Origin of the sequence: Gemmobacter megaterium (assembly GCF_900156815.1) — a bacterium.
In the GTDB taxonomy this organism is placed as follows: domain Bacteria; phylum Pseudomonadota; class Alphaproteobacteria; order Rhodobacterales; family Rhodobacteraceae; genus Wagnerdoeblera; species Wagnerdoeblera megaterium.
The window spans coordinates 183,970-196,067 of the sequence record NZ_FTOT01000002.1; the positions used below are offsets into that span (position 1 = coordinate 183,970).

The window sequence follows — 12,098 nt, forward strand, 5'->3', positions numbered from 1 at the left end:
CCGCCCGTCTCGCACTTGCGTCACCCGCCCTGCACCTAAAGCCCGCCCAGCACCTCGGCGGCAATCGCATAGCTGCGCTTGCGGGCCGCATGGTCATAGACCTGGGTCGCCAGGATCACCTCGTCCGGTTGCAGATCGGCGGTGATCCGCAGGATCTCGCGGCGCAGGGTTTCCGGCCCGCCGGTCGCCGAACAGGACAGCGCATGATCCACCCCGGCGCGGACCGACGGGGGGATGCGGCTGTCAATGTCATGGACCGGCGGTTGCAGCTTGCCCGGCCGCCCCAGCCGCAGATTGGCAAAGGTCTGCTGCATGGAGGTGCGCAGGAACCGCGCCTCGTCGTCGGTGTCAGCAGCAAAGCACCCCATGCCCATCATGAAATAGGGCTTGTCCAGCCAGGCCGAGGGGCGGAACTGCGCCCGATAGGTCGCCGCCGCCTGATGCAGGAAGTCCGGCGCGAAATGGCTGGCAAAGGCATAGGGCAACCCCAGATAGGCCGCCAACTGCGCGCCAAAGGTTGATGACCCGAGAATCCAGACCGGAACCTGCGTCCCCTGCCCCGGAAAGGCGTGCACGGGGCCGTCGGACGCATCTCCCAGAAAGCCCAGCAATTCCACGACATCCTCAGGGAAGGTATCCGCCCCCGCCATATAGCGCCGCAGCGCCCGCATCGTCGGCTGGTCGGTGCCCGGCGCACGGCCCAACCCAAGGTCGATGCGCCCAGGGAACAGCGTGGCCAGCGTGCCGAACTGTTCGGCCACCACCAGCGGCGCATGGTTGGGCAGCATGATCCCCCCGGCCCCCACCCGGATGGTCCGCGTGGCGGCCGCCACATGCTGGATCACCAGCGGCGTAGCAGCACTGGCAATACCCGGCATGTTGTGATGTTCGGCCAGCCAGTAACGGGTATAGCCTAGGCTCTCGGCATGTTGTGCCAGATCTGCCGAATTGCGCAACGCATCGGCAAAACTGCTGCCTTCGGGCACCGGCGCCAGATCCAGAACCGAAAATTTCATGCTGCCACCTCCAGCAGGCCACGGCCCTTCAACAGCGCCTCTGGCCCCGGCATCCGGCCCCGGAATGCGATGTAGAGATCATCGGCCTCGACCGACCCGCCCCGCGACAGGATGAACTCATGCAGCTTGGCCGCCATTCCCGGATCGAACGGCCCGCCCGCCTCTTCAAAGGCTTCGAAGGCATCGGCGTCCATCACCTCGGACCACATATAGCTGTAGTAGCCCGCCGCATAGCCGCCGCCCGAAAACACATGCCCGAAATGCGGTGTCGCATGCCGCATGACAATGGCGCGCGGCATCCCCAGACCGGCCAGAACCTCGGCCTGTTTCGCCATCGGATCCACCGGCGGCGCGCCTTCATGGAAGGCCATGTCCACCAGCGCCGAGGCGACATATTCCACCGTGGCAAACCCTTGGTCATAGGTCTGCGCCGCCAGCAAGCGGTCACGCAGATCGGCGGGCATCGGCGCGCCGGTCTGCCAATGCCGCGCATGGGCGTCCAGCACCTCGGGCACCGACAGCCAGTGTTCATACAACTGGCTGGGCAGTTCCACGAAATCGCGCGCCACATTGGTGCCCGACAGCGACCCATAGGTCACATCCGACAACATACCGTGCAACGCATGGCCGAACTCGTGGAACAGCGTGCGCGCATCATCCCATGACAACAGCGCCGGCGTCCCCTTGACGAAGTTGCACACATTCACGATCACCGGCCGCTCGGCGCCGCCAAACACCCGCTGACCGCGGAACGACGACATCCAGGCGCCCGAGCGTTTTGAGGGCCGGGCGAAATAATCGCCAATGAACACCGCCACATGGGTGCCGCCGCGCGTCACCTCCCAGGCCCGCGCATCGGGGTGATACAGCGGCACGTCCAGCGCCCGGAATTCCAGCCTGAACAAGCGGTTGGCACAGTCAAAGGCCGCCGCGATCATCGCATCCAGCGACAGATAGGGCTTCAGCGCCGCCTCATCCAGATCATGCTCAGCCTTGCGGCGCTTCTCGGAATAATACCGCCAGTCCCAGGGCTCCAGATCGCCATTGAGGCCATCGTCGTGCATCATCGCCGTCAGCACCGCCGCATCCGCCTCGGCCCGCGCCCTGGCAGGCGACCAGACCCGCATCAGCAGATCGCGCACTTTGCCCGCATCGCGTGCCATTTCGGTTTCCAGCTTGTAGGCCGCGAAATCCGCATAGCCCAGCAACTGCGCCCGCTCGTGCCGGATCGCCAGCGTTTCCGCCGCAATGCCGCGGTTGTCCGTAGCGCCGCCATTCTCACCCCGCGCCACCCAGGCACGAAAAGCACGTTCACGCAAATCACGCCGGGGCGAGAATTGCAGAAACGGCACGATCAGCGACCGGCCCAGCGTGATCACCGGCCCCGGACGCCCCCGCTCTGCCCCGGCATCACGGGCGGCGGTCCTGACAAACTCGGGCAACCCGTCCAGATCAGCCTCGGTCAGATCCATGAACCAGTCGCGCTCATCGGCAAGCAGGTTCTGCGAAAACTGCGTCCCAAGCACGGCGGCCCGCTCGTTGAGCGCCTTCATCCGCTCCGCCTGATCGGGCGCCAGCGCCGCGCCCGCCCGCACAAAGCCGCGCCGCGTCAACTCCAGCAACCGCACCTGCTCAGGCGTCAGATCCAGCCCGTCGCGGGCCTGCCACACCGCCTCGACCCGCGCGAACAGGGCCGGGTTCAGCACCCTTTCGCTGGAATAGGCCGCGAGCTTCGGCGCCAGATCGCGCTGCAACGCCTCGCGCGCGGGGGTGCTGTCCGCGCCGACCAGGTTGAAAAACACCCCTGCCACATGCTCCAGCCGGTCTTCGGCCGTTTCCATCGCCTCGATGGTATTGGCAAAGGTCGCAGGCTCGGGGTTTCCGGCAATCGCCGCAATAGTCGCCCGCGCCTCCTGCAAGGCCACCTCAAAGGCCGGGGCAAAATCCTCGTCCCGGATCTCGGCAAAGGGCGGCAGGTCGAACGGCAGCGCCGGGGGCGCCAGCAGCGGGTTGGTCATGGCAGATCTCCTTTGGCAGGAAACCTAGGCCCTCGCCCCCCGCGTTGAAAGCCCCGCCCCTTTCATCTTGCCCGAAATACCCTCGGGTGGGGTCCGGGGGAGGGTCCGAGGGCCCTCCCCCGGCGGGGGGTGCGGGGGGCAGGCCCCCCGCCCCTCCCTCAGACCAGATCGCCGGCCAGGGCACGCGCCATCAGGGCGCGGGTCTCGTCGATGCCATAGAGCGCGATGAACCCGCCAAAGCGTGGCCCCTCGCTGGCGCCCAGCAGCACCTCATACAGCGCCCTGAACCAGTCGCGCAGGGTCTCGAACCCATGATCCTTGCCAACGGCGAAGGCCAGCGATTGCAGCGCCTCGGCATCCAGCCCGCCCTCCCAGGCCGCCAGACGCGCCGACATATCCTCCATCGCCGCACGCTCCTGATCGGTCGGCAGGCGGAACACCCGCTTGGGCGCCACGAAATCGGCAAAGTAGCGCACGGCAAAACCCGCCGCCTGATCCAGTTGCGGATGGGTCTCGGGGCTGGCATCGGGCGCATAGCGACGGATAAAGCCCCACAGCCCCTTGGCATCCTTTGCCCCCGCCACCGAGGCCAGGTTCAGCAACATCGAGAACGGGACAACCATGTCCGATTTCGGCGGGGCGCCGGAATGGATATGCCAGACCGGGTTGTTCACCTGCTTGTCGGGGTCATTCGCTTCGGCATAGGCGCGCAGTTGCTGGTGATATTCGTCCACGGCCTTGGGGATCACGTCGAAATGCATCCGCTTGGCGGTTTTCGGCTTTTGATACATGAAATACGACAGGCTTTCGGTCGAGGCATAGGTCAGCCATTCGTCGATGGTCAGCCCGTTGCCTTTCGACTTGGAAATCTTCTCGCCGTTTTCATCCAGGAACAGCTCATAGGTGAAATGCTCGGGCTTCCTGCCACCAAGGATCTCGCAGATCCGGTCATAGATCGGCGTATTGGTGCTGTGGTCCTTGCCATACATTTCAAAGTCGACGTCCAGCGCCGCCCAGCGGGCACCGAAATCGGGCTTCCATTGCAGCTTCACATGGCCGCCGGTGACCGGCAGGGTCCATTCGCGGCCATCCTCGTCGTCAAAGGTGATGGTGCCGTCCTTGGCGTTCACCTCTTTCATCGGCACATAGAGCACCCGCCCCGTTTCCGGGTGGATCGGCAGGAAACACGAATAGCTTTGCTGGCGTTCTTCGCGCAGGCTGGCCAGCATCACCTCCATGATCGCGTCATAGCGTTCGGCGGCGCGCAACAGCACGGTGTCGAACTGGCCCGAGCGGTAGAAGTCGGTCGCACTGATGAATTCGTATTCGAACCCGAAAGTGTCGAGGAACCGGCGCAGCATGGCGTTGTTGTGATGGCCAAAGCTTTCGTACTCGCCGAACGGGTCGGGCACGCTGGTCAGCGGTTTCTGCACATTGGCCAGCAACATGTCCCGGTTGGGCACGTTGTCGGGCACCTTGCGCATCCCGTCCAGATCGTCCGAAAAACACACCAGCCGCGTCGGAATGTCGCTGATCAGCTCAAAGGCGCGGCGGATCATCGTGGTGCGCGCCACCTCGCCAAAGGTGCCGATATGCGGCAGGCCACTGGGGCCATAGCCGGTCTCGAACAGCACATGGCCCTTTTCCGGTGCCTTCTTTTCATACCGTTTGAGGATGCGGCGCGCCTCTTCGAACGGCCAGGCTTTCGATTTCATCGCGGCGTCACGCAAGGCAGACATCGGCGCATCCTCAACAAACCGTGCAAGCCCCATGCCGGCACGAACCCCCGCCCTCTATTGCCGGGGACGGCTCAGGTCAATAATCTGCGCAGCAAACCCGCTTGCAGGAGCCACCATGCCCGCCGATACCCCCTCGATGTCGCCCCAGGATGCCCTGGTCGCCGTGATGATTGCGGTCTCCGCCTCGGACGAACAGATGCACACGCCCGAACTGGTGGCCATCCAGCGCATCGTGAACCACCTCCCGGTGTTTGGTGATTATGACGCCGACCGGATGAAGACCATCGCCCAGACCGTCTTTGACCTGCTGGAAGAGGAAGACGGGCTGGACGCCCTGTTCGGCCTGGTGCGCGAGGCCCTGCCCGAACGGCTGTACGAAACCGCCTATGCGCTGGCCTGCGACGTGGCGGCAGCCGACGGCACCCTGCGGCAACCCGAACTGCGGATGCTGGAAGAGATCCGGCACGAGTTGAACGTCAGCCGTCTGCACGCGGCGGCCATCGAACAAGGCGCCAGGGCACGCCACCAGCGGCCATGACGGGAACGTCCTGATGCCGGCCTTCGGCGCATTCGGTGAAATCGCGCTGCTGCTGGTGATGGCCGCAGCCATCGGGCTTGTCGGCACGCTGGCCCGGCAGCCCCTGATCGTCAGCTTCATCGCCGTCGGCCTGATCGCGGGACCATCGGCGCTGGACGTGGTGCATTCCGATGAACAGATCCACCTGTTGTCGGAACTGGGCATTGCGGTGCTGTTGTTCCTGGTCGGGATCAAGCTGGACGTAAAGCTGATCCGGTCACTGGGCGTGGTCTCGGTGCTGACCGGCCTTGGCCAGGTGATGTTCACCGCCTTCTTCGGCTATCTGATCGGCCTTGCCCTGGGTCTTGGGCATGTCACCAGCCTGTATGTCGCCGTGGCGCTGACGTTTTCGTCAACCATCATCATCGTCAAGCTGCTGTCCGACAAACGCGAGATCGACGCGCTTCATGGCCAGATCGCCCTGGGCTTTCTGATCGTGCAGGATCTGGTCGTTGTTCTGGCAATGATCGTGCTGTCGGCCATCGGCATCGGCGCGCCGGGGCAGGATGGCGGCGCGGGCGGTTCGGTCACCGCGGTGCTTGTGTCTGGGTTGGCGATGGTTGCGGCGGTGGTGCTGTTCGTGCGCTATGCCGCCACCCCGCTGACCGAACGATTGGCGCGCGCGCCCGAGCTGCTGGTGATCTTTGCCATCGCGCTGGCCGCGATGTTTGCCGCGATCGGCGATCTGGTGGGGCTGGGCAAGGAGGTGGGTGGCCTGCTGGCAGGTGTGGCGCTGGCCTCTACCCCCTACCGCGAGACCATCGCCGCCCGGCTGGCCCCCTTGCGCGACTTTCTGTTGCTGTTCTTCTTCATCGCGCTTGGCGCGACGCTGGATCTGTCGCTGCTGGGCACACATGTGACCGGGGCCATCCTGTTCTCGGTGTTCGTGCTGGTGGGCAATCCGCTGATCGTATTGGCCATCATGGGCGCCATGGGCTATCGCAAGCGCACCGGCTTTCTGGCAGGGCTGACCGTGGCGCAAATCAGCGAATTCTCGCTGATCTTCATCGCGATGGGCGTCACCATTGGCCATGTGACCGAGGACGCCCTGGGCCTTGTGACCATGGTCGGACTGATCACCATCGCCGTATCTACCTATATGATCAGCTACTCGCATCAGCTCTACAAGGTTTTCGAACCGCTGCTTGGCGTCTTTGAACGCAAGGGCACCCCGCGCGAACCGTCAGAGACCGGGGGCCATGATGACGGCGGGTTCAAGGTCATCATCTTTGGGCTGGGCCGCTTTGGAACCGCCATCGGGCTGCGGCTGAAAAAGCGGGGCATCCGGGTGCTTGGCGTGGATTTCAACCCGCAGGCGGTGCGACGGTGGCGCGACCTGGGGCTGGAGGCGGATTTCGGCGATGCCAGCGACCCGGAGTTCATTGCGGAACTGCCCTTCCGCAGGGCGGAATGGATGGTCTCGACCGTTCCCGTGCATCCGACCGGCCTCAGCTACGAGGATACGCGCCGGACGCTGATCCAACTGGCCCGATCTGCGGGGTTTGCCGGACGCATCGCCGCCGCATCGCACAGTGCCGCAGAGACCGACGTGATGCAGGGGGCCGGGGTCGATCTGGTGCTGGAGCCCTTTCAGGATGCAGCGGACCGCGCCACAGACCTGCTGTGCGGCGCCGCCGGAGCAGAGCGCACCGACTTTCCCGAGATTGCCGCCGAAGGCCGGGCGCCGTTGTAGCCCCTGCCCCATCACAGCCGCGCGCCCGTGAACGCGAAGGGCCGCCCCCAGCCGGGGGCGGCCCTTGGTACCCAAAGCATCCGGGCCATCACCGCCCCGATCGGCCGACAGCTAGGCCAGCGCCTGCGACGGCGGGATCGACGGCAGGCCAAGCGCATCTCCGACCGCCGCATAGGTCAGGTGTCCGGCATGGACATTCAACCCGGCCAGCAGATGCGGATCCTCGGCGCAGGCGCGTTTCCAGCCCTTGTCGGCAAGCGCCAGCATGAAGGGCATGGTCGCATTGCCCAACGCCATGGTCGAGGTGCGGGCCACCGCGCCGGGCATGTTGGCGACGCAGTAATGGATCACGCCATCCACCGTATAGATCGGATCGGCATGGGTGGTCGCGCGGGCGGTTTCGAAACACCCGCCCTGGTCAATCGCCACATCGACGATGACAGAGCCCGGCTTCATGCTGGAAAGCTGCACGCGGCTGACCAGCTTGGGCGCCGCCGCACCGGGAATCAGCACGGCACCGATCACCATATCGGCCTCGGGCAGCAGGTCGGCCACGGCGGCCGCGCTGGAATATTGCGTGGTCAGACGGCCCTGGAAAATGTCATCCAGATAGGACATGCGCGGCACCGAACGGTCCAGCACGGTGACATTGGCGCCCATGCCCACGGCCACCCGCGCTGCGGCAGTGCCAACCACGCCGCCGCCGATGATCATGACATTCGCAGGCCGCACGCCGGGCACGCCCCCCAGCAGCACACCCCGCCCGCCATTGGCCTTTTGCAGCGCCCAGGCGCCCATCTGCGGCGCAAGACGCCCTGCCACTTCGGACATCGGCGCCAGCAGCGGCAGGCCGCCGTTGCGATCCGTCACCGTCTCGTAGGCAATGGCGGTCACACCCGAGGCCAGCAGGTCGCGGGTCTGATCCGGGTCGGGCGCCAGATGCAGGTAGGTGAACAGCAACTGACCTTCGCGCAGGCGCGCGCGCTCGACCGCCTGCGGCTCCTTGACCTTGACGACCATTTCGGCGGTGGCAAACACCTCTTCCGCCGTAGAGACGATCCGGGCGCCAGCGGCCTCGTAATCGGAATCGGCGAACCCGGCGCCCATGCCGGCCCCGGCCTCCATCAGCACCTCATGGCCATGGCCGACAGCCTCACGCGCGGCCTGTGGCGTAAGGCCGACGCGGAATTCCTGCGGTTTGATCTCTTTCGGGCAACCGATCTTCATGTATCCTCCCAAGGGGTCCAACCCGGTCTTGCCGCCGGGACATGGGTTGATGATGCGCGCGAATCGTCGCAAAGGTTTGGGAACTTGGCCCGAATACCTCGCCACCGACGCAAACCTGTTGCGCAGGATGCCGATTTGCCCGAAGATCCTTCGCATGAGCACGCTTGATCCGACCGACCGCCGCATTCTGACCGTCCTTCAGCGCGACGGGCGGATTTCCAATGCCGATCTGGCGGAACAGATCAACCTGTCTGCCTCGGCCTGCCACCGCCGGGTGCAGCGACTGGAAGAAGACGGCTATATCGACCGCTATGTTGCCTTGCTGGACGCGCGCCGCCTGGGGCGGCCGACCACCGTCTTTGTGGAGATCACGCTGCAAGGCCAGGCGGACGAATTGCTGGACGCCTTCGAGCGCGAGGTCGCCAAGGTGCCCGACGTGCTGGAATGCAACCTGATGGCCGGATCGGCCGATTATCTGCTCAAGATCGTGGCGCAGGATACCGAGGATTTTGCACGTATCCACCGGCAGTACCTCAGCCGCCTGCCCGGAGTCGCCAAGATGCAGTCGTCATTCTCCCTGCGCACGGTGCTGAAGACCACGGCGCTTTCCGTCTGACGCTGCGGGGTGAAACCGGCCAGACCGAACGGCCCGGCCGGTTCATCTTGCGATTCGGCCCTCAGATATGGACCTGCTGCGGCGGCACCTGAATCGGTCGACCGACAAAGGTCTTGTCGCCATCGCGGATTGCAATGCGGCCATCGCCCAACGCGCGGACGAAAAGCCCTTGAACTGACACACAACTTCCCAGCGTTATCGTGCGGATCATGTTTTCCCCCAAGGCTCCCCCAAACAAGCCTTCTGCAAGAGTTACCCATTCCGGCGACAAAAGCATCACAGATTTGATACTGCCGTGCAGAATAGCAGCAGTTTGGAAACACTTTATTGACGGCCACCCTGCCCCGCAAAGGAAAGGCCCCGGACGATGCCGGGGCCTTGTGACGTCAGACGCGGGCCGGTTCAGGCCTCGTCATCGTCCTTTTTCTTCTCGACGATCTCTGCCCCGGTCTCCTGATCGACCATCTTCATGCCAAGGCGGACCTTGCCGCGCTCGTCAAAGCCCAGCAGCTTGACCTTCACTTCCTGGCCTTCCTTCAACATCTCGTTCGGATGCTGAAGACGCTTGTTGGCGATCTGCGAGACATGCACCAGACCATCACGCTTGCCGAAGAAGTTCACAAAGGCGCCGAAATCAACCAGCTTCACCACTTTCCCGGTGTAGATCTGGCCCATTTCCGGCTCTGCCACGATCGACCAGATCATGTCATAGGCCTTCTTGATCGCCGCCGCATCGCTGGAGGCGATCTTGATCACGCCATCGTCGTTGATGTCGACCTTGGCACCCGAAACCTCGACGATCTCGCGGATGACCTTGCCGCCCGACCCGATCACTTCCCGGATCTTGTCGGTCGGAATGGTCAGCGTCTCGATCTTGGGGGCATATTCGCTGAAGCCTTGCGGGGCCGACAGCGCCTTGGACATCTCGCCCAGGATGTGCAGACGGCCGTCGCGGGCCTGCGCCAGCGCCTGTTTCATGATGTCCGGGGTGATCCCCGCCACCTTGATGTCCATCTGCAACGAGGTGATGCCGTTCTCGGTGCCTGCCACCTTGAAATCCATGTCGCCAAGGTGATCCTCGTCGCCCAGGATATCGGTCAGCACGGCGTATTTGCCACTGTCTTCCAGGATCAGACCCATGGCCACGCCCGCCACCGGCGCCTTCAGCGGAACACCGGCATCCATCATCGCCAGCGACGATCCGCAGACCGTTGCCATCGAGGACGACCCGTTGGATTCCGTGATCTCGGACACCAGACGCAAGGTATAGGGGAAGTCGGTTGGCGCCGGCAGAACCGCCTGAAGCGCGCGCCAGGCCAGCTTGCCATGGCCGATCTCGCGGCGGCCGGGGCTGCCCACGCGGCCAACCTCGCCCACCGAATAGGGGGGGAAGTTGTAATGCAGCAGGAAGTTCGACCGCGTGTTGCCGTTCAGCGCGTCGATGATCTGCTCATCCTCGCCGGTGCCCAGCGTGGTGACACAGATCGCCTGGGTCTCGCCACGGGTGAACAGGGCCGATCCATGGGTGCGCGGCAGCACGCCGGTTTCCACCATGATCGGGCGCACGGTTTTCGTGTCGCGCCCGTCGATCCGGGTGCCGTTGGCCACCACGTCGCCACGCAGGATCGACGATTCCAGCTTCTTGATCGCCGAACCAAGGTTGATGTCGGCCAGGTCTTCTTCGGTCATCGCGGCCTTGATGGCGGCAACGGCGGCCGAAATGGCATTGGTCCGCTCCTGCTTGTCGCGGATCGCAAAGGCAGCGCGCATCTGCGCCTCGCCTGCCGCTTTCACCTTGCCATAGATCGTGGTCAGATCCGGCGGGGTGAAATCGAACGGTTCCTTGGCGGCGGCTTCGGCCAGGTCGATGATCAGGTCGATGACCGGCTGCATCTGGTCGTGGCCAAAGACCACGGCGCCCAGCATTTCTTCCTCGGTCAGCTCGTAGGCTTCCGATTCCACCATCATCACGGCGTCCTTGGTGCCCGCGACGACCAGATCCAGACGCTGCTCGGGCTTGCCGCGCAGTTGGGTCATGTCGTCCATCGCAGGGTTCAGGACATATTTGCCATCGACGAAACCGACGCGGGCCGCACCGATCGGGCCCATGAAGGGAACGCCCGAAATGGTCAGCGCGGCCGAGGCGGCAATCATCGCCACGATATCGGGATCATTGACCAGATCGCACGACAGCACGGTCGCCATGACCAGCACTTCGTGCTTGAAACCTTCGACGAACAGCGGGCGGCAGGGACGGTCGATCAGACGCGAGGTCAGCGTCTCTTTTTCCGACGGGCGCGCCTCGCGCTTGAAAAAGCCGCCTGGGATCTTGCCGGCGGCGTAGTATTTTTCCTGATAATGCACGGTCAGGGGGAAGAAATCCTGGCCCGGTTTCGCCTGTTTGGCAAAGGTCACGTTGGCCATGACCGAGGTTTCGCCCAGCGTGGCGATGACAGAGCCATCCGCCTGACGGGCAACCTTCCCGGTTTCCAGCGTGAGCGTCTCATTGCCCCACTGGATGGATTTTCTGGTGATGTTGAACATTCAGTTTCCTCTGGGGAGCACTCCCGGCCCCTGCCGGGTCTCCCGATCCTATGGCGGCCCCATTGCCGCCGCTCCAATCCTTCGCATGTGCCCGGAGCCAAGGGCGTCACGTCACAGATGGACGCGGCACTTACACCAAATCGGGGCGTTTGGAAAGCACAAGATGCGCGCGCGGTCCCTGCCCCTGCCGCGCTCCGGGCCTTGCGCTGATGCAGATCTCCTCGGGGGGCAAGGTTCGCCCCCCTGCCCATGCCCCCGCGCGCTGCACTGGGCCCATGGGCAAAGGAAAACGCCCGCACCTTGCGGCACGGGCGATCCTTTGGTCTTTTGCGGCGACTTAGCGGCGCAGTCCCAGACGGCCGATCAACGCGGTATAGCGCGCCTGATCGCGGGCCTTCAGATAGTCCAGCAGCTTGCGGCGCTGGGCCACCATCATCAACAGGCCGCGACGCGAATGGTTGTCTTTCTTGTGCGACTTGAAGTGCTCGGTCAGCGTGGCGATACGCGACGACAGGATGGCGACCTGAACTTCGGGCGAACCGGTGTCGCCTTCTTTCGTGCCGTATTCCTTGATGAGCCGGGTCTTTTCTTCGACGGTGATCGACATCGGGGTCTCCTTTTCAGGTTCGGGGTGCATGGCGCAAGCCGGGATGTCGTCCAGCAGGGCC

Annotated in this window: 10 protein-coding genes; 3 read left to right on the top strand and 7 right to left on the bottom strand. The window is 64.3% G+C overall.

All coding sequences use genetic code 11. From position 1 onward, the window contains the following. Positions 1-35: 35 nt before the first annotated feature. The 3 genes from BW970_RS05350 to BW970_RS05360 form a co-directional block, all read right to left on the bottom strand. The gene (locus tag BW970_RS05350; protein WP_076529393.1) at positions 36-1,016 is read right to left on the bottom strand and encodes an LLM class flavin-dependent oxidoreductase; all 981 of its coding nucleotides are present in this window, start codon (positions 1,014-1,016) and stop codon (positions 36-38) included. Next, complete coding sequence (locus tag BW970_RS05355; protein ID WP_076529394.1) at positions 1,013-3,034, bottom strand: M3 family metallopeptidase; 2,022 nt, start codon at positions 3,032-3,034, stop codon at positions 1,013-1,015. Before BW970_RS05355 ends, BW970_RS05350 begins: the two co-directional genes overlap by 4 nt. A 158-nt stretch (positions 3,035-3,192) precedes the next feature. Then, positions 3,193-4,773, bottom strand: a complete 1,581-nt coding sequence (locus BW970_RS05360) for a lysine--tRNA ligase (RefSeq protein WP_076530133.1) — start codon at positions 4,771-4,773, stop codon at positions 3,193-3,195. A gap of 115 nt (positions 4,774-4,888) precedes the next feature. On the opposite strand from BW970_RS05360, the gene BW970_RS05365 reads away from it, so the two are divergent. Further along, a complete protein-coding gene (locus BW970_RS05365; protein WP_076529395.1) occupies positions 4,889-5,311 on the top strand; it encodes a tellurite resistance TerB family protein in 423 nt (140 codons plus the stop codon). 13 nt (positions 5,312-5,324) lie between these two features. Continuing rightward, positions 5,325-7,043 (top strand): cation:proton antiporter, encoded by a 1,719-nt coding sequence (locus BW970_RS05370; RefSeq protein ID WP_076529396.1) that lies wholly within the window; start codon positions 5,325-5,327, stop codon positions 7,041-7,043. A 111-nt stretch (positions 7,044-7,154) separates the two neighbouring features. Here BW970_RS05370 and ald read toward each other — a convergent pair whose 3' ends face one another. Beyond that, positions 7,155-8,270 carry an alanine dehydrogenase gene (ald, locus tag BW970_RS05375; protein WP_076529397.1) on the bottom strand — a complete coding sequence of 372 codons (1,116 nt, stop codon included), beginning with the start codon at positions 8,268-8,270 and terminating at the stop codon, positions 7,155-7,157. 154 nt (positions 8,271-8,424) lie between these two features. On the opposite strand from ald, the gene BW970_RS05380 reads away from it, so the two are divergent. Beyond that, entirely contained in the window at positions 8,425-8,886 is a 462-nt protein-coding gene (locus BW970_RS05380) for an Lrp/AsnC family transcriptional regulator (RefSeq protein WP_076529398.1), read from the top strand. Between the two features lie 61 nt (positions 8,887-8,947). On the opposite strand, the gene BW970_RS20720 is transcribed toward BW970_RS05380, so the two are convergent. The 3 genes from BW970_RS20720 to rpsO all read right to left on the bottom strand — a co-directional run bounded on the left by BW970_RS20720 (position 8,948) and on the right by rpsO (position 12,037). Continuing rightward, entirely contained in the window at positions 8,948-9,163 is a 216-nt protein-coding gene (locus BW970_RS20720; protein WP_159441421.1) for a hypothetical protein, read from the bottom strand. A gap of 125 nt (positions 9,164-9,288) precedes the next feature. Next, complete coding sequence (pnp, locus tag BW970_RS05385; RefSeq protein ID WP_076529399.1) at positions 9,289-11,430, bottom strand: polyribonucleotide nucleotidyltransferase; 2,142 nt, start codon at positions 11,428-11,430, stop codon at positions 9,289-9,291. Positions 11,431-11,767: 337 nt separating this feature from the next. After that, entirely contained in the window at positions 11,768-12,037 is a 270-nt protein-coding gene (rpsO, locus tag BW970_RS05390) for a 30S ribosomal protein S15 (protein ID WP_076529400.1), read from the bottom strand. Positions 12,038-12,098 lie beyond the last annotated feature (61 nt).